Below are 21,409 nucleotides of genomic sequence, written 5' to 3'. Positions count from 1 at the left end.
AAGGGGGCGGATTGGCGACCGGCCCTGTCGGGATCAGCCGCGCGCCACCTGGAAGCCCGCGAAGGACTGGCTGACCGGCATCAGCTCCAGCGCATTGATGTTCAGGTGCGCAGGCAGGGCAGCGACCCAGAACAGTGTCTCGGCGATGTCCTCGCCGGTCATCGGCGCCGCTCCGCCATAGAGGGCGTCGGAGGCCGCCTGGTCGCCGCCGGTGCGGACCAGGGTGAACTCCGTCTCGGCCATGCCCGGCTCGATGGAGGTGACGCGCACACCCGTCCCGTGCAGGTCCGAGCGCAGCCCCAGCGAGAACTGGCGCACGAAGGCCTTGGTCCCGCCATAGGCGTTGCCGCCCTTGTAGGGATAGGTCGCCGCCACCGAACTGATGTTCAGGATCGCCCCCTTGCGCGCGATCAGGCGCGGTAGCAGGCGGTGCGTCAGCGTCACCAGGCCGGTGATGTTGGTGTCGATCATCTGGCGCCACTGGGCCAGGTCCGCCTCCTGCGCCGTCGCCGTGCCCAGCGCCAGTCCGGCGTTGTTGATCAGCACGTCGATGTCGCGGAAACCTTCGGGAAGCGCATCAAGCGCCGCATCGATAGCGGCCTCGTCTCTCATGTCGAAGGGGGCGGCGTGGACCCGATCCGCGCCCAGTTCGGCGACCAGTTCGTCCAGACGCTCCTGACGGCGGCCGGTGGCGATCACCTTCCAGCCCGCGCCCGCAAAACGACGCGCCGCCGCCCGGCCGATGCCCGAGGTGGCTCCGGTGATCAGAATGACGCCGCTCATGATGTCCGTCCTTGAGGCTTTACTGCCCAGCCGACTTAATCCCGCACCAGCCCGCCGTCGACCACCAGATTCTGCCCCGTCACCGCCCGGCTCCACGGCGAGGCGAAGAAGAGGGCGGCGTCGGCGAACTCTTGCGGCGTGGTGACAGAGCGCAGCGGCGTCATGCTGGCGATCAGGTCGAACACGGCTTCCGGCGTCGCCGCGCTGGCGTCAGTCGTCCGCAGCAGCCCGCCCGAGATCATGTTGACGGTGATCCCCGACGGCCCCAGATCGCCCGCCGCCGTCCGCGTCAGGCTGAGCAGGGCGGCCTTGGCGGCGGTGTAGTCGTGATAGGGCACGACCGGATTCTGGAACAGGTTGGTGCCGATGTTGATCACCCGGCCGAAGCCTTGCGCGCCCATGCCTGGCGCCGTCGCCTGAATGACGTTCAGGGCGCCGCGGATCACGGTCGCGAACTGACGCTCCATATCTTCCCACGGGATGTCGGCCATCTGGGCGCGGGCGTCGCCGTTGAAGCTGTAGTCCAGCGCATTGTTGACCACAGTGCTGACCGCCCCGCCGAAATGGCCCTGAACCTTCGCCACCATGGCGTCCACGGCCGCGCGGTCCGTCACATCAGCCTGAACGGCGAAGGCGCGCTCGCCCAGTTCCGCCGCCAGCGCCTCGGCCTGCTCGCCGCTGTTGCGCCAGTTGATCGCCACCCGCGCGCCCTGCCTCGCAAAGGCCCGCGCCGCCGCCGCGCCCACGCCGCGCGCGCCGCCGGTGATGAGAACGATCTGATCGCGGATTTCCATGAGAACAACTCGCAAATTCTGAACCAACCTCAGCCATAGGCCGCGCCCGCCGCCAAGGCCAGCCGCCCCTTAAAGAACAAGGGTTGCATTTAGGAAATTTCCTAATTAGGGTTCTGCCTATGAACAGCCTGTTCAAGGCCCTGTCCCATCCTGTGCGACGGCGCATCATCGCCATGCTGCGCAAGGGACCGCTGGCGTCCGGCGACATCGCCGCCGCCTTTGACATGAGTTGGCCGACCATCACCGGCCACCTCAACGCGCTGAAGGAAGCCGGTCTGGTCAGCCCTGAGCGCGACGGCCAGTCGATCCGCTATCGGCTGGAGATCTCGGCGGTCGAGGAGGCCCTGGCCTTCCTGATGGACCTCAGCGGAACAGGCGGAACGGACGAGAAGGAGACGCCGACATGACGAGAACCCGCTTCACAGTACTGGACGCCTTCACCGCCTTGACGGTCGCAGGCCTCGTCGCCCTCGCCGTCTGGATTCTGACCGCAGGTCCGACCACGCCCCTGCCCATGCATTTCGACATCCACGGCCAGCCCGATCGTTGGGGCGATCGCAACGAACTGGCCGGCGTAATCGGCTTCATGGCCGTCATGGCCGCGATCACGGCCGGACCGATGAGCTGGTACGCCAAGCGCACGCCTGACACCGCCCGGCGGCGCGGGCTGGAGGTCGGCCAACTCGTCTCGCTGCTGGCCATTGGCGGCGTCAGCGCCTTCATGGTCTGGACGATCCTGGGCCACGCTGCGTCGCAAGCGGCTCCGTCGATGACCCTGATCGGCGCCCTGATGAGCCTGCTGTTCGCCGTCATGGGCGCCTTCATGGGCCGGGTCGCGCCCAATCCCATCGTCGGCCTGCGCACCCCCTGGAATTACAAGAGCCGCCTGGCCTGGGACCGCTCCAACCGGCTGGCGGGCCGCCTCTTCTTCTGGCTGGGCGTGCTCGGCCTGATCACCGCCCCCGTCGCGCCCCAGCCCCTGGGCTTCAGCCTGCTGATCGGCGGCGTCCTGATCGCCGCCCTCTGGTCCGTGTTCGAAAGCTGGCGTGTGTGGCGCGCCGATCCCGACCGCCAACCCTTCTGATCTCAAGACGGAGACAAGCATGCTGACCCTCGCCGCCGCCCTGCTGCTCTCGCCGGTTTCGACGCCGGTCGAGCTGGCCTCGACGCCCGCTCCCCTGCACGGAACCCTGCTGACACCGGAAGATCAGACACGCGCCGCCGCCGTCATCATCGCCGGCTCCGGCCCGACCGACCGCGATGGGAACAGTCCGATCGGCGTGACGGGCGGCGTCTATCGCCAACTGGCCGAAGGCCTGGCCGAGCGCGGCGTGGCGACCGTCCGCTATGACAAGCGCGGTATCGCCGCCAGCACGGCGGCGGCGACGGACGAGGCCAATCTGACCTTCGACACCATGATCGACGACGCCAAGGCCTGGGCCCGGTCGACGGCGGAGCGGACAGGCCAGCCTTGCGTCTGGCTGATCGGACACAGCGAAGGCGCCCTGATCGGACAGGCCGCGGCGGCCGACAACCCTCTGGTCTGCGGCCTGGTCCTGCTGTCGCCGGTCGGTGAGCGTGCGGGCGTCGCCGTACGCCGCCAGCTTGAGGCCGCCCTGCCCGAAGCCATGAAGGCCGACGCCTTCGCCATTCTAGACGAACTGGAAGCGGGACGCACCGTCGCCCAGACGCCGCCCGCCCTGGCCGCCCTGTTTCGCCCGTCGGTCCAGCCGTACCTGATCTCCTACTTCGTGGTCGATCCCGAGGCGCTGATCGCTGACTACGACCGTCCGATCCTGCTCGGTCACGGCTCCACCGATATCCAGGCGCCCCCATCCAATACGGAGCGCCTGGCGAAGGCCCAACCCAGGGCTGAGGTCGTGATCTTCGACGGCCTTAACCACGTCCTGCGCCCGGCCCCGATGGACCGCGCCGGCAACGCCGCGACCTATGGCGACGCCTCCATTCCCCTGGGCGCCGAAGTCGCGCCCGCCGTGGCGGATTTCATCCTGAAACCGCGCTAGGCTCTAATCGTCCAGTTCCGCCCGCGCCTGTTCGGCCAAATCGAAGAAGCGGCGGCGGACTTCGGCGGCGAAGGGGTTGTCGTGTTCGATGGCGCGAAACACCGCCGCGCTGTCGTGGCGGACCATGTCGACGCCCTGCATGACGCGCTCGAAACTGGTCGTCGTCATTCGCGTGGGCAGAGGCTCCATCGCCAGCAGCACCTTGGCGATCAGATGGGTCAGGCCCTGCACCGTCGCCGCCTCGCGGTCATGATCCTCGGGCGTGACGACGAAGACCTTCAGCCCCAGCGCCTTCCTGCAGAAGGCGGCGACGCGCCACGCCGCCTTGTCGCCGCGCACCGGGCAGACGGCGACCCTCAGCCCCGCGATGCCGTCCTTGCCGCTCTGGGGGCCGAACAGGGGGTGGGTTCCGACGATCTGCACGCCCTCGGGCAGCCCCTCCCGCATGACCTTGGCCGGCTTCACCTTCACCGAGCCGACGTCGAGGATCAGGGCGCCCGGCGTCAGATGCGGCGCGATCGCCGCGACCGTTTCCGCCAACACGCCGACCGGCACGGCCAGCACCACCACCGGACAGGCGGCCGCCTCTTCCAGCGTGGTCAGCCGCGCCAGCCCCTCGTCATCGCCGGCCTCCGGATCATGGGCGAGGATGTCGAACCACGGCGACAGATGTTTCGCCGTCAGTCGCCCGAAGGCGCCGAAGCCGATCAGGCCGAGTTGGAGTGTCGCGCCGCTTCCCAAGTTCTCGTCACCCTCGGGCTTGTCCCGAGGGTCCATCTCTGCGGCCGCCGGTTCCCGTCCAATTGGATCAGGCCAGACGATCCGGCCCTCTTGCCCATTCAACCCTAGGCCCTCGGGACGAGCCCGAGGGTGACGGTCTGATTCACCCCGCCAGCGTCTCCTGGAACCGCACTGGGCGGCCATGCGCCTGACCGATCAGTTCGCCGTCCTTCATCACCACGCGGCCGCGCACGATGGTCGCCACCGGCCAGCCCGTCGCCTCGAAGCCGTCGAAGGGGGTCCAGCCGCAGCGCGTGGCCTGCTGGTCGTGGGTGATGGTCTTCTTCGCCTTCAGGTCGACGATGGTCAGGTCGGCGTCATAGCTGACGGCCATCCGCCCCTTGTTCGCGGTGCCGAACACGCGCTGCGCCCCGCCCGAGGTCAGGTCGATGAAGCGCTCCAGCGACAGGCGGCCCTCAGCCACATGGGTCAGCATCAGCGGCACCAGGGTCTGCACCCCCGGCATCCCCGAGGGCGAGGCCGGATAGGGCTTGGACTTCTCTTCCTTGGTGTGCGGCGCGTGGTCTGAACCCAGCACATCGGCCACACCTTGCTGCATCCCCCACAGCCACAGAGCGTCGACATGCTCCTGCGAGCGGATCGGCGGGTTCATCTGGGCGTCGGCGCCGAGGCGTTCATAGGCTTCGGGCGCCACCAGGGTCAGGTGCTGGGGCGTAATCTCGACGGTGGCGACGTCCTTGTGGAAGCGCAGGAACTCCATCTCGTCGCGCGTCGTGACGTGCAGGACGTGGATGCGGGCGCCGGTCTCCTTCGCCAGTCCGACCAGACGGCGGGTGGACATGATGGCGCTTTCGGCGTCGCGGACCTCGGGGTGGCTGGTCCAGTCGCCGGTGCGAGCCAGGTTGCGGCGCTCGACCAGGCGGTATTCGTCTTCGGAGTGGAAGGTGGCGCGGCGGCGCACGTTCGACAGCACCTTGCGCACGCCCTCATCGTCGGCGATCAGCAGGTCGCCGGTCGAGGCGCCCATGAAGACCTTGACCCCGCAGCAGCCGGGCAGGCGCTCCAGATCGGCCAGATGCTCGGCGTTCTCATGCGTGCCGCCGACGTAGAAGGCGTGGTCCGTCCACATCCGGTCGCGCGCCCGCGCCAGCTTGTCGGCCATGGTGTCGGGATCGGTCGTGTTGGGGTTGGTGTTCGGCATCTCGAACACGGCGACGACGCCGCCGAGGGCCGCCGCGCGGCTGCCGGTCTCGAGGTCTTCCTTCCATTCCAGCCCCGGCTCGCGGAAGTGGACCTGGGTGTCGATGACGCCCGGCAGGACGGTCAGGCCCGTGGCGTCGAACACCTCGCCCGCCGAAGCCTGCGACAGGTCGCCGATGAAGGCGATGCGGCCGTCGATGACGCCGACGTCGGCCTTGCCCCGCCCGGCGTGGTTGGCCACTTCGCCGCCCCGAACGATCAGGTCATAGGTCTGGGTCATCGCGCATCTCCTGAAACTCCGGCGCTTATGCGCGCCGAAGGCTTAGAGACGCAAGCCGAGGGGCGATCAGGCCGCCCGTTCGGCCAGCAGCTTCTTCGCCGCCTTCAGCACCCGCTCATAGGGCAGGTCCATCATGTGCTGGATGTGCTGGTTCAGGCGCGGGTCCAGTTCGCGGAACTCGTCGAGGGTGCGCGGGCCGCGTACGGCGACGCCGGTCCACGGGCGTTTCAGCGTCTCATCCGAAGGGCCGAACACCGCCACCGCCGGAACGCCCGCCGCCACGGCCAGCTGGGTCCACAGGGAGTCGCCGCCCAGATAGAGGTCTGCGTGCGACAGGGCCGCCGCCGTCTGCAGTCGCGTCAGCCGCCCCTGCAGTTCGATCACCCGGTCGCGTTTGACCGCCGAGCGGACGGTCTGGGCCGCGTCGCGGTCCGCCTCCTCGCCCACGATCATCAGCCGCCCGCCGGCCAGCGGTCCGCCCTCGCCCAGCAGAGAGATGGCGATCTTGGCGTAGCGATCGGCGGGCCAGCGCTTGCCGATCCAGTCAGCGCCCGGCCCGATGGCCAGGATCGGGCCCGAACCCGGCGAGATCAGGGCGTCGGCGGCTTCCTGCGTGTCGCGGCTGATGAACAGTTTCGGCGCCGGAATCTCGTCCAGTTGCAGGGTCCGCGCCGCCTGTTCGACCAGATGCACGCCCGGCGCCGCCTTGTCCTTCACCGCCCGACGCTGACGCCGCAGCTTGCCCGACAGGGTCGAGCCGCGCATGTCGACCACCAGCCCCCAGTTGGTCTCGCGCACCTGGTTCCACAGGGCGATCCAGTCCCAGCGCCCGTCGCGGTCCAGGGTGATCAGCCGCTGAAGACGCGGCAGGTCGGCGAACAGCGGCGCGCTGGCCGGCGAACCGACGACGGTGAAGGTCGCCTGAGGGATGGCCTCGACAAGCTGGGCCAGCGCCCCCGACGACAGGACCGCCTCCTCGGCGTCCGCCTCGGCGATGTAGAGGATCGGAAAACGACCATGCATGAAATCAGCCTATCCGGATTCTCAAGGCGATTCAGCGGCGAAACTGAATCAAGGCCTGAAACCGAATTTCATCGCGCCAGGGCCCGCCGCGCGGGGTCGAAAGGCAGCACCTCCCGGATCGAAATCAGGGTCTTGAACGCGCGCACGCGCGCGTCATCGTTCAGCATCTCGCGGGTGAAGACCTCATAGGCCTCCATCGTCGGCACCACGACATAGAGGATCAGGTCGGTGTCGCCCGTCACATACCAGGCGGCCTGGACCTCGGGTCGGGCGGTCAGCTTGTCGATCAGGGCGTCCAGAACGGCGGTGCCTTCGCGCTCCATCTCGACCAGGACGTGCATCGTCAGGGCGCGCGCCAGCCGGGCGGGATCGACCACGGAGACATCGGCGATGATGACCCCTTCGTCGCGCAGGCGCCGCAGCCGTCGCGACACCGCCGATTCCGACAGGCCGACCTTTTCCGCCAGCACGCGCGCGGGCTGAAGGTTGTCGCGGCGGACCAGGGCCAGCAGTCGGCGATCGAAGGAATCGAGATCGATGTTTTCTTGCATTGGATGAAAATATACGCCTGTTTCTTGCATCATGGCAGGTGAAATCAGCGAGAAACACAGACGGGTTTTGGCTAGGTTCCGCGCCATGTCCTCCCTGACGCTCGCCCTTCGCACGCCGCGCATCGCGGCCATTTTGCCCTACCTCGCCCTGATCGGCGGGATGGTGTCGCTTTCGGCCGGCACCTCCTTCGCCAAGACGCTGTACCCCATGGTCGGACCGGCCGGGACGGCGGCCCTGCGCGTCGGGCTGTCGGCCCTGTTCCTTCTGCTGGTCTTCCGGCCCTGGCGCAGCGCCTTCACCCGCAGCGACCTGCGCGCCCTGGCCATCTACGGCGCGGTCATGGGATTGATGAACCTCAGCTTCTACATGGCGCTGAACACCATTCCGCTGGGCGTCGCGCTGGCGATCGAGTTCATGGGACCGCTGTCGGTCGCCCTGTTCAACTCGCGCCGTCTGATCCACTTCGCCTGGGTCGGCCTGGCGATCCTGGGTCTGGGCCTGCTGTTGCCGCTGGACGGCGGCGTGGCGACGCTGGATCCGGTCGGCTGCGCCTATGCGGCGGCGGCCGCGGTGTTCTGGGCGGGCTACATCGTCTTCGGCAAGCGCGTCAGCCACCTGCCCAGCGGCGCGACGGTCGCCATCGGCATGTCGGTGGCGGCTATGACGGTCGTGCCGTTCGGCATCGCCGGCGCGGGCCTGGCCTTGTTCGACCCGAAGATCCTGGTCCTGGGCCTGGTGGTCGCCCTGGTGTCCAGCGCCCTGCCCTATACGCTGGACATGATCGCCCTGCGCCACATCCCCAAGCGCACCTTCGGCGTGGCGGTCAGCGGCGATCCGGCCATCGGCGCCCTGGCCGGGCTGTTCGTCCTGGGCGAACACCTCAGCACCCTGCAATGGCTGGCCATCGCCGCCATCATCACCGCCTCGGTCGGCGCAGTCCTGACCTCTCCGTCGGACGAGGATCAGCCGCTGCAGGATCCGGCCGCTCCGGCCTGACCACAGGCGCGTTTCGATGAAGTTCCTGTTGTCCCGGCTGCAACGGCCGGTCCCCAACCTGATCGCCTGCCTGGTGTTCGGCGCCGTGCTGGCCCTGCTGATGCGCGTGGCGGTGAAGCTGCTGTTCTAGGTTCTAGAACTCGGTCCATTCCTCCACCGCCGGACCGTTGACCACGGCGCGCAGGCGGGCGCGCTGCGCCTCCAGCGCCGGCGGCGGGCCGCCGCGCTTCGACAGCTCGCGCCCCACGCCGTCGTTCGCGCCCGTGCGGAAGCGACCGACCAGTTCGGCCAGGTGCTCGGCCTCGGTCTTCAGATTGGCGGCCGCCGCCGTCGTCTGCTCGACCATCGCCGCGTTCTGCTGGGTGACCTGATCCATCTGATTCACCGCCTGATTGACCTGCCCCAGGCCCGAGGCCTGTTCCTGGGCCGAGGCGGCGATTTCGGCGACCAGGCTGTCCATCTCATTGACCTGTCCAGCGATCAGCTCCAGGGCGCGGCCGGTCTCGGCGACCAACTCCACGCCCTGCGCCACCTCGACGCCTGACGCCGCGATCAGCGTCTTGATCTCCTTGGCGGCCTCGGCCGAACGCTGGGCCAGGGCCCGCACCTCGGACGCGACCACGGCGAAGCCGCGCCCGCTGTCGCCCGCCCGCGCCGCCTCGACCCCCGCATTGAGGGCCAACAAATTGGTCTGGAAGGCGATTTCGTCGATCACGCCGACGATGTCGCCGATCTCGGACGAGCGGCGGCTGATGCCGTCCATGGCGGCGACCGCGCGGCGCATCACCTCGCCCGAGCGACCCGCTTCGGTATGGGCCTTTGACGCGACCGACGCCGCCTGCCGCGCGCCCTCGGCGCTGCGCTGAACCGTGGCGGTGATCTGATCCAGCGCCGCCGCCGTTTCTTCCAGCGACGCCGCCTGTTGTTCCGTACGGCGCGACAGGTCGTCGGACGCCTGGCTGATCTCGTCCGAGCCGCCGCGCAGCGCCGTCACCGCCGCCAGCACCTGCTCCAACGCCGTCCTGAGACTGGCCACCGCACCGTTGAAGTCCGCCTTCACGGCCTGATGGGCGCCCTCCATCTCCTGTTCGATGGCGGCCCTCAGATCACCGTCCGACAGGCGTGAAAGCTGTTCGGCCAGAGCGCCGGCCAGCCGGGCCTGCGCCGCCTCGGCCGCCATGCGCGCCTGCTCCGCCCGCTGCGACGCCTGTTCGGCCTCAGTGATGTCGACGGCCAGCTTGATCACCTTCAGCGGCCGCCCCGTCTCGTCCAGCACCGGGTTGTAGGAGGCCTCCAGCCAGACCTCACGCCCGCCCTTGGCCATGCGGCGGAACTTGCGAGCGACGAAGCGGCCCTCGTTCAACTCGCGCCAGAAGGCGGCGTAGTCGGACGTCGCCGCCTCGGTCGGGTCCATGAACACCCGGTGATGCTGGCCCCGGATCTCGTCCATGCCGTAACCCATGGTCTGCAGCAGATTGTCGTTGGCGTCCCGGATCGTGCCGTCCAGGTCGAACTCGATCACCGCCTGGGATCGTCCGATCGCCGCCATGCGGCGGTCCAGTTCCTCGAGCCGCTCTCGATCCGCAGCCTGTTTTAACCGACGACTTCCACTGAACATCCGAACCGCTCCCCTTCAGAATAACGGCGATGGATTAGACAAGCCTGTCGATAACAACGGCGCTTCAAAGGTTTCATCTTTATTACTTGCAATCATAAGTTGAAAAATTATGCCTGACTTCATCGCCTGTTAACCATGATCGAGCATGTTTGCGGGGAACGGCTGCGCCTCTTGCGGCCCAGGGGCCTTCTTTGCGCAATCTCGTCGCCGCCGTCGAAGCGATCGACCCGCTGGTCGTCACCGGCAAGGTGGCGGGCGTCAGCGGCCTGCTGATCGAGTCGCGCGGCGGCCTGTCCCGTCTGGCCGTCGGCGCCCGCGCCGAGATCGAGCGGCGCGGCCAGCCGCCCCTGCCCGCCGAGGTCGTCGGCTTTCGCGAGGCCAAGGCCCTGCTGATGCCCTTCGGCCCGGTCGAGGGCGTGGCGCCGGGCGCCGACATCAGAATCGTCAACGCCGCCGCGAGCGTGCGCCCGACGACGGCGTGGCTGGGCCGCATCATCGATTCCTTCGGCGAGCCGATCGACGGCCTGGGGCCGCTGACGCCCGGCCTCGTCCCCTACCCCTTACGCGCGCCGCCGCCGCCCGCCCATTCGCGCGGCCGGGTGGGCGAGCGGCTGGATCTGGGCGTGCGGGCGATGGACGTCTTCACCACCACCAGCAGGGGCCAGCGTCTGGGCATCTTCGCCGGATCGGGCGTGGGCAAGTCGGTGCTGCTGTCCATGCTGGCGCGTCAGGCGACCTGCGACGTGGTCGTCGTCGGCCTGATCGGCGAACGGGGCCGCGAGGTCCGCGAGTTCATCGAGGAAACCCTGGGCGAAGAGGGGCTGAAACGCGCCGTCGTCGTGGTCGCCACCTCAGACGAGCCGGCGCTGAAGCGGCGCCAGGCCGCCTATATGACCATGGCCGTGGCCGAGTTCTTCCGCGATCAGGGGCTGGAGGTGCTGTGTCTGATGGACAGCGTCACCCGCTTCGCCATGGCCCAGCGCGAAATCGGCCTGGCGGCGGGCGAACCGCCGACGACCAAGGGCTACACCCCCACCGTCTTCACCGAACTGCCCAAGCTGCTGGAGCGCGCCGGGCCGGGGCCGATCCGGCCGGACGGGACCGAGGCGGGGCCGATCACCGCCCTGTTCACCGTGCTGGTGGACGGGGGCGACCATGATGAGCCGATCGCCGACGCCGTGCGCGGCATCTTGGACGGTCACATCGTTATGGACCGCAAGATCGCCGAGCGCGGCCGCTTCCCCGCCATCGACGTGCTGAAGTCGGTCAGCCGCACCATGCCCGGCAACCAGTCCCCGCCCGAGCGCGAACTGAACCGACGTGCGCGCCAGTGCCTGAGCGCCTATTCCAACATGGAAGAGCTGATCCGCATTGGCGCCTATCGCACCGGGGCCGACCCCATCGTCGACCGCGCCATCGCCCTGAATCCGGCCCTGGAAGGCTTCTTGACCCAGGACAAGGACGACGTGACGCGGCTGAACGACAGTTTCGACAGACTTGAAACCATCCTGAACCAGGGCATGGTGGACCAATGATCGCGGGAGACGACGCATGACGGCCTGGGCCCAATCCCTGATCCGCATCTCCAACTATGAGGTCGAGACGCTGCAGAAGCGGCTGGCCGAGATCAGCGCCCGCAAGGCCGAGGCCGAGATGCGCGTCGCCGTGCTGGACGCCGAGGCCGAGGTCGAGCGTGAGAACGCGCGGCACGACCCGTCCTCCGGCATGATGCTGCAGGCCTATCTGGCCGGCTGGAAGCAGCGCCGCGCCGACGCCGAGGCCGAGGTCGCCGCCGTCGCCGCCGAAGAGGAAGGCGCCCGCGACGCCCTGACCGGCGCCTTCGAGGAGCTGAAGAAGTTCGAGCATGTCGCCGAGACCACCCGGCTGAACAAGCTGACGGCCGCCGCCAAGCGTGAGGCCGCCGCCTATGACGAAATGGGCCTGCGCCGCCGTGGCTGAACGACGCAACGGCGCCTGCGCCTCTCCCTCCCCTTCATGGGGAGGGTGGCTGAGCCCGTCAGGGCGAAGCCGGGTGGGGGCGGCGAGGCCATTCAAGCGCCGAGGCCAAGATCACCAGGCCCTCCCCACCCGGTCGCTGCGCGACCACCCTCCCCATGAAGGGGAGGGAGAAGCGTCATGATCGACCGTCGCGCCCTGCTGGCCTCGACCCTCGCGCTTGCGTCCTGCGGCGCGGGCGAGGCGCCCGCCACGCCGCCGACCGGCCCCATCCGTCCGCTGAAAGCCGTCGCCCCCTTCCCGGTCGGCACTGTCGCCATGTCGGGCCAGTTGTCGGATCAGGACTGGTTCCGGCTGGTCTCCACCCACTTCTCCCAACTCACGCCCGAGTGGGAGATGAAGATGGAGTACATCCTTCAGGAGGACGGCTCCCTGCGCTTCGACGCGCCGGACCGCATCGCCTATTTCGCGCGTGATCTGGGTGTCCGCCTCTTCGGCCACGCCCTGATCTGGTATGCGCAGGACCACCCTTGGTTCACCGCCATCGTCAATGACCGACCGCGCTTCATCGCCGAGCATGACCGCTACATCGCCGAGGTCGCCGGACGCTGGCGCAGCCAGATCATCGGCTGGGACGTGGTCAACGAGCCGGTCGAGGATGACGGCAGCGGCTATCGCGACTGCGTCTGGAGCCGGGGCCTGGGCGGCATCGACGCCTATATCATCCGCGCCTTCGAACAGGCCCGCATCGCCGCGCCCGAGGCGACCCTGTTCCTGAACGACTACAATCTGGAGAACACGCCCAAGAAGGGCGCGGCCTTCCTGCGTCTGGTCGAGCGGTTGCTGAAGGCGGGCGCCCCGGTTCAGGGCATCGGCGTCCAGTCCCACCTCGATATCGAAATCCCCAAGGGCCAGATCGCGAGCTTCATGAACGAGGCCCGCCAGTTCGGCCTGCCCATCCATGTCTCCGAACTGGACGCCTCGCTGAAACGCGGCGGCCGTCTGCCCGACCTACGCCCTCGCGCCCAGCGGCGCGAGCAGCAGACGGCGCGCGTGGCGGAACTGGCCGGGGCCTTCATGGCCCTGCCGCCCGCCCAGCGGTTCGCCTTCACCGTCTGGGGGGTGCGCGACAGCGATTCCTGGCTGCGTCGCGGCGAGAACGACGACGGCCAGGACAGCCCCCTGCTGTTCAATGACGAGGGGCGGCCCAACCCGCTGTTCGGCGTGCTGACCGAGGCGTTCGCGCGGTAATCCCTTCTCCCCTTGTGGGAGAAGGACAAATAAAAACGCCCGCCGAGTTCATCGGCGGGCGTTTCTGGATCGTTCCTGAGTGGAGGCTCAGACGGGATCTGTTCAGGCGGCGACGGTGATCGCGCCTTCGGCCGGGTCGCGCAGGACGTAGCCGCGGCCCCAGACGGTCTCGATGTAGTGCTTGCCGCCGGCGGCCGTCGCCAGCTTCTTGCGCAGCTTGCAGATGAAGACGTCGATGATCTTCAGCTCCGGCTCGTCCATGCCGCCGTACAGGTGGTTCAGGAACATCTCCTTGGTCAGGGTCGTGCCCTTACGCAGGGAGAGCAGCTCCAGCATCTGATATTCCTTGCCGGTCAGATGCACACGGTGGCTGTTCACCTCGACGGTCTTGGCGTCCAGGTTCACCGCGATCTCGCCGGTGTGGATGATGGCCTGGGCGTGACCCTTGGAGCGACGGACCACAGCGTGGGTGCGCGCGATCAGCTCGTCCTTGTGGAAGGGCTTGGTCAGATAGTCGTCAGCGCCGCCGCCGAAGGTCTTGACCTTGGTGTCGATCTCATGGCTGCCCGAGAGGATCATCACCGGCGTATTGATCTTGCCGTTACGCAGCTGGCGCAGAACCTCAAGCCCGCTCATGTCCGGCAGGTTCAAGTCCAGCAGAATGAGGTCGTAGTCATAGATCTTGCCCAGATCGATGCCTTCCTCACCCAGGTCCGTCGTATAGACGTTAAAGCCTTCCGACTTGAGCATCAGCTCAATGCTTTGGGCTGTCGCGTGGTCGTCTTCGATCAGCAGGACGCGCATTCTTGCCCCTCCAGGCAAAGCTTGGGATAGCCGCGCGGGAGCGACGGCCGGGTAACCTTGTTCCAACGTTAACGGGCCAAAACCTTAAGAAGGGTTAACGCATCCCGATATGAAACGCCTAAGGTGATTTGCGAATCGCCGTCCAGAGTTCTGAGTCAAGGATTCGTTAATTTATTTGGCGTCGCCCCCTCATTCCCCTGTTGACGTCTGACGCGTCTTCCACAGGGGACGTGCACAACCGCCCCCGCCGATGCCGGACCCCGCCTGGGGAAGCGACCGTTTCTGACGTTCTATAGGACAACATTCCTATCTCGGTCGCCGAACGCACTCATAATGGCGGCATCCACAGGAATGACGGGAGGAAGCGCAGATCATGGAACCCTATCGCGTGCCGGTGACGGAGGGCGACCGCATCCGGGCGGACGCGGCCCTGTCGCTGTCGGGCCTGGCCCTGGGCGTGCCGACCGCCGAGATGACGCGGCGCGAGCGGGTGCGGCCTCGGGCTTGTCGGGCGCGCTGGTCGGCCATGTATCTGGCGCACGTCTCCTTCGGCTGGCCGCTGGAGCGGGTGGCCCACGCCTTCGGCTTGAACCGGGCGACGGCGGGCGCCGCCTGCCGCTGGGCCGAGGACGAGCGCGACCGGCCCGACTACGACGCCCTGATGGACGGGCTGGAGGGGGCGCTGCGCGCGGTGATGGAACTGCCCCTGGTCGATCTGGCGCCCGAGATCGGAGCCCGCCGATGAGCCGTCAACTGGAACGCGCCCGCAGCCTGCTGCAACGCCCCGGCGCCTGGCTGGATCAGGCGAACGGCGCCTATCCCTTGCGCCTCGGCGGCGACCGGCGCAGCCGGGTGGTGCTGACCCTGGACGAGGCCGTCTTCCGCGCCGTGATCGAACGGCCGGGCCTGCGGCTGCGCGAAGGCGGCGGCTGGCTGCCCCGCGCCGCCAACGACCATGCTCCCGCCTCGTCCCCGCCCGGCCGCCCCGGCGTCATCGAGGGCGAACGGGCGGTGATGGAAACGGACGGCCGCCTGACGATGCGCCGCGCCAATCTGGGCGAGAGTCCGATCCTGTGGCTGGCGCGTCGCAAGGATCAGTCGGGCCGTCCCTGGCTGACCCCGGCCGAGGTCGCGGCGGGCGAACGGCTGCGCGCCGAGGCCGAGATCGCGGCGGCCGGTCCGTCCCTGACCATGCGCTGGGACGCTTTGCCGCGCTCGGGTTCGGGCGGCGGCACGGGGCGGATCGAGCCGGGCGACCGCGCCCTGTCGGCCTCAGGCCGGGTCAAGGCGGCGCTGGACGCCTGCGGCCCGCGACTGCGCGCCTTGGTCGAACAGGTCTGCATCCACGGCACGTCGCTGCAACTGGCGGAGCAGGCCCTGTCCCTGCGCCGCCGTCAGGGCAAGACCCTGCTGAAACAGGGACTGCAGGCGCTGGCCGATCACTACGGCTTCAGATGACGGAGCGAGCCGAGCGGGAGGATGCAATCAAAGATTGCTGATCTACGATTACTTAAGCATGGCCGTTCTACCCAAGGGCGATCCTCTCGGTCGCAGTGAGTAGACTCCCCATGACGTTCCTCCGCCCCGTCTCGCTCTTTCTCGGACTGGCGGGCCTCGCCGTCGCCGGTTCCGCCAGCGCCCAGACCGGCGCCGACGACCAGTGGCGCGTCACCGTCAGCCCCTATGTCTGGGCCACCTCCCTGGACGGCAACGTCACCCTGGCCGGGCACAAGGCGCCGGTGGACGTGTCCGCCTCGGCCGCCTTCGACCAGTTGGAGAGCGTCGTCATGGGCGACGTCGAGGTGCGCAAGGGCCGCTGGGGCGCCTTCGTCGACTATCAGTACGCCAAGACCAATGAGGGCGTGTCCCTGATGGGCGTTCCGGCCGAGCTGGGCACCCGGTCGACCACCGTCTCGGGCGGCGTGCTGTTCCGCCTGATCGACGATCCCGTGGGCGGCCGCACCGCCTTCGGCGACGCGCGCAGCTTCCGTGTCGAGCCGCTGATCGGCGCCCGCTGGAGCAAGCTGCGGGCCGAGCTGAACACCCCGCTGGGCGCCACGCAGAAGGGCGCCGAATGGACCGACCTGCTGTTGGGCCTGCGGGTCGAGAGCGACGTGTCCGAACGCTGGACCCTGCGGACCCAGGTCGACGCCGGCGGTCTGGGCGACAACGACCGTCACAGCCTGGCCTGGCAGGCCCTGGCCTCCTATCGCACCCCGCTGGCGGGCGGCGCCGTCTCGATCAACGCCGGCTATCGCATGCTGTATCAGAACTATGAGCAGGACGATTTCACCGGCCAGCGCTTCGACTGGAAAGTGACCCGCCACGGCCCGGTGCTGGGCCTGTCGCTGACCTACTGATCCTCCCTCCCCCGACGATCCTCTCACCTCAGGAGACGACATGCGTATTGGAATGAAGAAGGGCGTCGCCGCCCTGGCCGCAGCCTTCATGCTGGCCGTTCCGGCGGCCGAGGCCTGCACCCGCCTTGTCTACCATGGTCACGACGGCGCGGTGATCACCGCCCGGTCGATGGACTGGAAGGACGAGATCATGACCAACCTCTGGATCTTTCCGCGCGGCATGGCGCGGGACGGGTCCGGCGGCCCGAACTCCCTGACGTGGACGTCCAAATACGGCAGCGTCATCGCCAGCGGCTACGACATCTCGACCGTCGACGGCGTGAACGAGATGGGCCTGGTCGCCAACGTCCTGTGGCTGGTGGAGTCGGAATACCCGGCCCACGATCCGAACAAGCCCGCCCGCAGCATCGCCGCCTGGGCGCAATACGCGCTGGACAACTACGCCACCGTGGCCGAAGCCGTCGAAGGCCTGCGCGACGAGCCGTTCGTTCTGGTCAGCGACAATGTGCCCGGTCAGGAACGCCTGACCACCCTGCACCTGTCCCTGTCGGACTCGACCGGCGACAGCGCCATCTTCGAATACATCGACGGCAAGCTGGTGATCCACCACAGCCGCGACTACCAGGTGATGACCAACTCGCCGACCTTCGACCAGCAGCTGGCGCTGAACACCTATTGGGAAGGCATCGGCGGCACGGTCATGCTGCCGGGCACCAACCGGGCGGCCGACCGCTATGCGCGCGCCTCCTTCTACGTCAACGCCATCCCCAAGTTCGAAGACCAGAACATGGCCGTGGCCAGCGTGTTCAGCGTAATCCGCAACGTCTCTGTGCCGTTCGGCATCTCGACCCCGGACCAGCCGAACATCTCCTCGACCCGCTGGCGGACGGTCGTGGATCACAAGCGTCAGCTCTACTTCTTCGAGTCGGCCCTGACGCCGAACACCTTCTGGGTGGACCTGAAGAAGATCGACTTCTCGCCACGCGCCGCGGTCAAGCGGCTGGAGCTGGGCGAGAACCAGATCAACACCCACGCGGGCGACGCCACCGCCAAGTTCAGCAACGCGCGGGCCTTCCCCTTCCTGGGCCCGCAACAGTAGGCCGCGACAAGTCGGTCGGGGTTCAGAAGATCCCGACCGCCGCCTCGGCCCAGATCACCAGCACGGCCAGGATCACCGCCCCGGCCAGCGCCAGCCGCGCCAGCGGCGTCCGCGCCTTCCACAACAGCAGCTCCAGCAGCAGCCCCGCCCCGATCAGCAGCACGGCGGCGAACAGGAAGTCCTGCGCGTCCCAGGCGACCTCGGACGTGAACTGCATGGCCACCAGCGGCGTCAGCAGGATCAGCCCGACCGCGCTCCAGCCGGCCGTGCGGATCGGATTGAAGAAGGAAGGCGCGCGTTTCGTCAGGACCGACATCGGACCGCTCCGCACAGGATGAGACGCCCCATCATGCGCCCGATCGCGTTCGACCGGAAGCGAGAAGCGCGGTCAGCCCGCCGCCAGCGCCGCTTCGCGGATACGGCCGACCATGCTGTTCAGGCCGTTGGCGCGTTGCCGCGTCAGGGCCGAAGGCAGGCCCAGACGGTCCAGGGCCGCCCTGGCGTCGAAACCCAGGATCTCGGCCGGAAGCCGTCCCGAATAGAGCCGCAGCAGCAAGGCGATGTTGCCCTTCGACAGGGCGCTGTCGCTGTCGGCGTCAAAGAACAGGCGATCGCCCTCGGCCCGCGTCGACAGCCAGACCTGGGCGGCGCAGCCCGACACCTTGTTCGCCTCGATCCGCGCCTCTTCGGGCAAGGGCGGCAAGTCCTTGCCCAGGTCGATGACGTATTCGATGCGCCCCTCCCAGTCGCCCAGCAGGTCGAACTCCTCGACCAGTTCGGCCAGGGTCTCGTCGATGGAGCGGGCGGGAGCGGCAGTGAAGGTCATGGCCGCGACATAGGCCGCGGCGACAGCGATCACAACCGGGCGCCCCAGCCGTCGGATAATGCTCCCCCCACAGGCGAGCGGCCTAGGGGCCGGGCGCGACGCGGCCTAGACTATAGAGTTGTCCTTGATCCTTCTCCGACCAGGTGGACTTGAAGCCTCACGCCGCCCTGCTTGATCCCATCCGACGCCCCGAAGTCCACGCACCCGGGGACGGCGCGGCCGTGGCCGCCTGGCATGCGGGTTGGGCCGCGGCGGTCGGGGTGACGGCCCTGGTCGCGACCGGCGCCATGACCGGCCAGGTTTCGGGCGCAGCCTCGCCCGTGCTTCTGGCCCTGGCGGTCATGACCGGGCCCGGACTGGCGGGATTGATCCTGCTGCGTCGCGACACCGATGAAGCGCGCTCCGCCCTTATGACGTTGTGGATGTTGGCCGCCCTGTCGGCGGCGGCGCTCAGCGGCGGCGCGGGCGGCCCCCTGTCCGGTTTCGTCTTTGCGCCCCTGGCCGCCGGGCTAGCGTTGGGCGGACGCCGCCGGGTGCTGCTCGCCGCCCTGGCCGCGACAGGCGCGACGGCGGCGGGCCTGCTCTCCGGCTGGCTGTTGGGCGCGCCGCCCACGGCGACGACCACGGCAAGCGTCTCCGCGCTGGTCGTGGCGGGAGCGGCGACGGCGGCGCTGATCCTCGGCGCTCGCCGGGCGGCCCGTCGTTTCAACACCGCCGCGGCCGACGTGGCGGGGGTCGAAACCCTGCTGGCCGGCCAGCCCGGCTTGACCTTGGCGTTGGACGAGGATCTGCGCGCCCTGGCCGCCTATGGCGCGGCGCCCGCCGCCCTGCCGGTCGAGCCTCTGTTCAAGGACGGCCTGCTGTCCGCCGTCGACGCCGCCGACCGTCCCGCCGTCCTCGTCGCCCTGGCCCGCGCGCGTAGCGTTGGCGAAGCCCAGGTCCGCTTTACCCCGCGTCTGGCGCTGGACCGCCGCATCCTTCTGGCTGCACGGCGAATGGGCGAAGGACCACGCCTGATCGTTCAAGCGCTGGACGCCACCCTGCAGTACGCCCGCGAGGTCGAACTGGACGCCGCCCGCGTCGAGGCCGAGGCTCAGAGCGCAGGCAAGTCGCGGTTCCTTGCCCACATGAGCCACGAGTTGCGCACCCCTTTGAACGCCGTCATCGGCTTCTCCGACGCCATGCGGCAGGAATTGTTCGGCCCGGTCCCGCCACGATACGCCGACTACGCCCGCTCCATCCATGAGGCGGGCGGCCACCTGCTGGACCTGATCAACGACGTTCTGGACGTCAGCCGGATCGAGGCCGACCGCTACGAACTGTCGCTGGAACGGTTCGACGTGCGTGAGACGGTCGCCGCCGCCCTCGCCCTGGTCCGCCTCCAGGCCGAGGACAAGGGGGTCGAGCTGACCTCCGTCCTTCCGTCCGAACCGTTGATGATCCAGGCCGACCGTCGGGCGCTGAAGCAGATGACGCTGAACCTGCTGTCGAACGCGGTGAAGTTCACCCCCGCCGGAGGAACGGTCACAGCCACAGCCCAGACGGCAGGGACCATGCTGGAACTAACCATCGCCGACACCGGCGTCGGCATCGCCAAGGCTGATCTGGCGCGACTGGGGCGCCCCTACGAACAGGCGGGCGAGGCAGCGCAAAAGGCGAAGGGCACGGGACTGGGCCTCGCCCTGGTCCGCGCCCTGGCTCAGTTGCATGACGGAACGATGAGCCTCGACAGCACCCTGGGCGAAGGCACGGCGGCCGCCCTGCGCCTGCCGGTCCTGGCCGACGTCTGATCCGTCAGATCCGCGACGCGGCCAGCTTCAGGCCGAAGCCGATGAAGACGACGCCGACCACCCGGTCCATGCCCCGCACTACGGCCGGTCGGCGCAGGAACCGGCCCAGCGGCGCCGTCGCCAAAATCAGCCCGGCGAACCAGACGATGGTCAGCGCAACATGCACCCCGACCAGGAAGAAGGTGAAGGCCGCCACATTGGCCCCCTGCGGCACGAACTGGGGCAGGAAGGTCACGTAGAAGACGCCGATCTTGGGGTTCAGTAGATTGGTCAGCAGGCCCCGGCGAAAGGCGACCGGGCCGCTGGGGGGTAATGCGGCGCCCGGCGCGCCCAGGCTCCTGCGCGGCTTGAACAGCATCTGCGCGCCCAGCCAGACCAGATAGGCCGCGCCCGCCCACTTCACCACCGTATAGGCCAGCTCCGACACCCGCAGCAGGGCGCCGAATCCCAGCGACACCGCCGCGCCCCAGATCAGACAGCCCAGCAGGATGCCCGCCCCCGCGAAGACGGCCGAACGCCCGCCCTCGGCCGCGGCCGATCTCAGCACCATCGCCGTATCCACCCCCGGCGTGATCGTCAGAAGGGTGATGGCGACCAGAAAGGCGGCGAACAGGGCGGGATCGAACATGGCGCGCACTGGAACACGCCGCCCGCCCCTGCCGCAACCGCCAAACTGGACGACGCCGCCGCGCCCGGCATAGGAAAGACGCCTCCGGCCCGACGAGGATGCTCATGGACGAAACCGCCTATCGCGCCGCCCTGCGCGCCACGCTCGACGCCCACGACGGCCCGGCGCTGGAGCGCATCCGCGCCCTGCTGACCGCCCTGCCCGAGGCGGCGCGCGAGATCAACGTCGTCGTCTTTCCCGATCAGGACGGCGAAGGCGCCTTCAGCGTCCACGTCAGTCTGGACGGCCCCGATCTCTACGTCCTGAACAAGGCGATCGAGCCGCACCGCACCCTGTTCGAGGTCATCCACGGCGAGGAAGGCTTCGAGCCTGACCTGCCCATGTTCGGACGCGATCCGGGCTTCAGCGTTCAGGACGCCATCGTCGATACGGCCGCCGACTGGATCGAGTCCCTGTGGCCCCGCGCCGGACGCGCGCCCGTCCCCGTCATGATCTATGGCGATGAGGATTACGGCTCCGCCGCCCCGCGTCGGCTGGAGCCCTGATTTGATCGTCACCCTCGGGCTTGTCCCGAGGGCCCAAGGCGGATCAGGTCACGCGAGAAGACGATGCCAAACCGCCGCGTGCTGCCCAAACATCGGTGCTTGTCAAAACGATGGGCCCTCGGGACAAGCCCGAGGGTGA

General features: G+C 68.6%; 24 protein-coding genes. 13 read left to right on the top strand and 11 right to left on the bottom strand.

The genetic code is table 11. The annotated features are described in order from the left end of the window. Positions 1–33: 33 nt before the first annotated feature. Entirely contained in the window at positions 34–783 is a 750-nt protein-coding gene (locus ABC419_RS05510) for an SDR family NAD(P)-dependent oxidoreductase (RefSeq protein ID WP_412876088.1), read from the bottom strand. Positions 784–818: 35 nt separating this feature from the next. Beyond that, positions 819–1,577, bottom strand: a complete 759-nt coding sequence (locus ABC419_RS05505; RefSeq protein WP_412876089.1) for a 3-oxoacyl-ACP reductase — start codon at positions 1,575–1,577, stop codon at positions 819–821. Positions 1,578–1,696: 119 nt separating this feature from the next. On the opposite strand from ABC419_RS05505, the gene ABC419_RS05500 reads away from it, so the two are divergent. From ABC419_RS05500 to ABC419_RS05490, 3 genes are read left to right on the top strand one after another with little or no spacing between them, the layout of a single operon-like run. Continuing rightward, a complete protein-coding gene (locus ABC419_RS05500) occupies positions 1,697–1,984 on the top strand; it encodes a metalloregulator ArsR/SmtB family transcription factor (RefSeq protein WP_412876090.1) in 288 nt (95 codons plus the stop codon). Then, complete coding sequence (locus ABC419_RS05495; RefSeq protein ID WP_412876091.1) at positions 1,981–2,661, top strand: SdpI family protein; 681 nt, start codon at positions 1,981–1,983, stop codon at positions 2,659–2,661. Before ABC419_RS05500 ends, ABC419_RS05495 begins: the two co-directional genes overlap by 4 nt. A gap of 19 nt (positions 2,662–2,680) precedes the next feature. After that, positions 2,681–3,601 (top strand): alpha/beta hydrolase, encoded by a 921-nt coding sequence (locus ABC419_RS05490; protein WP_412876092.1) that lies wholly within the window; start codon positions 2,681–2,683, stop codon positions 3,599–3,601. A 3-nt stretch (positions 3,602–3,604) separates the two neighbouring features. Here ABC419_RS05490 and ABC419_RS05485 read toward each other — a convergent pair whose 3' ends face one another. From ABC419_RS05485 to ABC419_RS05470, 4 genes are all read right to left on the bottom strand, one after another. After that, positions 3,605–4,378: a prephenate dehydrogenase/arogenate dehydrogenase family protein gene (locus ABC419_RS05485; RefSeq protein ID WP_412876093.1), complete on the bottom strand. Its 774-nt coding sequence runs from the start codon at positions 4,376–4,378 to the stop codon at positions 3,605–3,607. 106 nt (positions 4,379–4,484) lie between these two features. Further along, positions 4,485–5,822, bottom strand: coding sequence for a dihydroorotase (locus ABC419_RS05480; protein WP_412876094.1), 1,338 nt, complete (start codon positions 5,820–5,822; stop codon positions 4,485–4,487). A 66-nt stretch (positions 5,823–5,888) separates the two neighbouring features. Beyond that, positions 5,889–6,845, bottom strand: coding sequence for a glycosyltransferase family 9 protein (locus tag ABC419_RS05475; RefSeq protein ID WP_200168137.1), 957 nt, complete (start codon positions 6,843–6,845; stop codon positions 5,889–5,891). A gap of 68 nt (positions 6,846–6,913) precedes the next feature. Next, on the bottom strand, positions 6,914–7,396 hold the full coding sequence (locus tag ABC419_RS05470) for an Lrp/AsnC family transcriptional regulator (protein ID WP_292058739.1): 483 nt from the start codon (positions 7,394–7,396) through the stop codon (positions 6,914–6,916). An 85-nt stretch (positions 7,397–7,481) separates the two neighbouring features. Between ABC419_RS05470 and ABC419_RS05465 the strand changes: the two genes are divergently transcribed. Beyond that, positions 7,482–8,393, top strand: a complete 912-nt coding sequence (locus ABC419_RS05465) for an EamA family transporter (protein ID WP_200168138.1) — start codon at positions 7,482–7,484, stop codon at positions 8,391–8,393. 133 nt (positions 8,394–8,526) lie between these two features. On the opposite strand, the gene ABC419_RS05460 is transcribed toward ABC419_RS05465, so the two are convergent. Continuing rightward, positions 8,527–10,011 carry a methyl-accepting chemotaxis protein gene (locus ABC419_RS05460; RefSeq protein WP_412876095.1) on the bottom strand — a complete coding sequence of 495 codons (1,485 nt, stop codon included), beginning with the start codon at positions 10,009–10,011 and terminating at the stop codon, positions 8,527–8,529. 191 nt (positions 10,012–10,202) lie between these two features. Between ABC419_RS05460 and fliI the strand changes: the two genes are divergently transcribed. The 3 genes from fliI (at position 10,203) to ABC419_RS05445 (ending at position 13,218) form a co-directional block, all read left to right on the top strand. Beyond that, positions 10,203–11,546: a flagellar protein export ATPase FliI gene (fliI, locus tag ABC419_RS05455; RefSeq protein WP_412876096.1), complete on the top strand. Its 1,344-nt coding sequence runs from the start codon at positions 10,203–10,205 to the stop codon at positions 11,544–11,546. A 16-nt stretch (positions 11,547–11,562) separates the two neighbouring features. Further along, positions 11,563–11,970: a flagellar export protein FliJ gene (locus tag ABC419_RS05450; RefSeq protein ID WP_412876097.1), complete on the top strand. Its 408-nt coding sequence runs from the start codon at positions 11,563–11,565 to the stop codon at positions 11,968–11,970. A gap of 177 nt (positions 11,971–12,147) precedes the next feature. Beyond that, positions 12,148–13,218 carry an endo-1,4-beta-xylanase gene (locus ABC419_RS05445; protein WP_412876098.1) on the top strand — a complete coding sequence of 357 codons (1,071 nt, stop codon included), beginning with the start codon at positions 12,148–12,150 and terminating at the stop codon, positions 13,216–13,218. Between the two features lie 102 nt (positions 13,219–13,320). Here ABC419_RS05445 and ctrA read toward each other — a convergent pair whose 3' ends face one another. Continuing rightward, complete coding sequence (ctrA, locus tag ABC419_RS05440; RefSeq protein ID WP_125899925.1) at positions 13,321–14,022, bottom strand: response regulator transcription factor CtrA; 702 nt, start codon at positions 14,020–14,022, stop codon at positions 13,321–13,323. Positions 14,023–14,395: 373 nt separating this feature from the next. Between ctrA and ABC419_RS05435 the strand changes: the two genes are divergently transcribed. From ABC419_RS05435 to ABC419_RS05420, 4 genes are all read left to right on the top strand, one after another. Beyond that, positions 14,396–14,767, top strand: coding sequence for a chromosomal replication initiator DnaA (locus ABC419_RS05435; RefSeq protein ID WP_128116018.1), 372 nt, complete (start codon positions 14,396–14,398; stop codon positions 14,765–14,767). Then, positions 14,764–15,480 (top strand): DUF6456 domain-containing protein, encoded by a 717-nt coding sequence (locus tag ABC419_RS05430; protein WP_412876099.1) that lies wholly within the window; start codon positions 14,764–14,766, stop codon positions 15,478–15,480. The genes ABC419_RS05435 and ABC419_RS05430 overlap by 4 nt, the downstream gene beginning before the upstream one ends. A 110-nt stretch (positions 15,481–15,590) precedes the next feature. After that, positions 15,591–16,382, top strand: coding sequence for a hypothetical protein (locus ABC419_RS05425; RefSeq protein ID WP_412876100.1), 792 nt, complete (start codon positions 15,591–15,593; stop codon positions 16,380–16,382). Between the two features lie 40 nt (positions 16,383–16,422). After that, the gene (locus tag ABC419_RS05420; RefSeq protein ID WP_412876101.1) at positions 16,423–17,481 is read left to right on the top strand and encodes a linear amide C-N hydrolase; all 1,059 of its coding nucleotides are present in this window, start codon (positions 16,423–16,425) and stop codon (positions 17,479–17,481) included. Positions 17,482–17,503: 22 nt separating this feature from the next. Here the strand turns inward: ABC419_RS05420 and ABC419_RS05415 are convergent, their stop codons facing one another. Together ABC419_RS05415 and ABC419_RS05410 are read right to left on the bottom strand one after the other, a co-directional pair. After that, complete coding sequence (locus tag ABC419_RS05415; protein ID WP_312205434.1) at positions 17,504–17,797, bottom strand: hypothetical protein; 294 nt, start codon at positions 17,795–17,797, stop codon at positions 17,504–17,506. 72 nt (positions 17,798–17,869) lie between these two features. Then, the gene (locus ABC419_RS05410; RefSeq protein ID WP_412877966.1) at positions 17,870–18,307 is read right to left on the bottom strand and encodes a SufE family protein; all 438 of its coding nucleotides are present in this window, start codon (positions 18,305–18,307) and stop codon (positions 17,870–17,872) included. Positions 18,308–18,528: 221 nt separating this feature from the next. Between ABC419_RS05410 and ABC419_RS05405 the strand changes: the two genes are divergently transcribed. Next, the gene (locus ABC419_RS05405; RefSeq protein WP_412876102.1) at positions 18,529–20,097 is read left to right on the top strand and encodes a sensor histidine kinase; all 1,569 of its coding nucleotides are present in this window, start codon (positions 18,529–18,531) and stop codon (positions 20,095–20,097) included. Positions 20,098–20,101: 4 nt separating this feature from the next. Here the strand turns inward: ABC419_RS05405 and ABC419_RS05400 are convergent, their stop codons facing one another. After that, positions 20,102–20,725 carry a LysE family translocator gene (locus ABC419_RS05400; RefSeq protein ID WP_412876103.1) on the bottom strand — a complete coding sequence of 208 codons (624 nt, stop codon included), beginning with the start codon at positions 20,723–20,725 and terminating at the stop codon, positions 20,102–20,104. A gap of 104 nt (positions 20,726–20,829) precedes the next feature. On the opposite strand from ABC419_RS05400, the gene ABC419_RS05395 reads away from it, so the two are divergent. Next, positions 20,830–21,270 carry a DUF6389 family protein gene (locus ABC419_RS05395; RefSeq protein ID WP_412876104.1) on the top strand — a complete coding sequence of 147 codons (441 nt, stop codon included), beginning with the start codon at positions 20,830–20,832 and terminating at the stop codon, positions 21,268–21,270. Positions 21,271–21,409: the final 139 nt, after the last annotated feature.

Origin of the sequence: Brevundimonas phoenicis (assembly GCF_047237745.1) — a bacterium.
GTDB lineage: Bacteria > Pseudomonadota > Alphaproteobacteria > Caulobacterales > Caulobacteraceae > Brevundimonas.
This window is presented reverse-complemented; position numbering and strand designations above follow the sequence as displayed.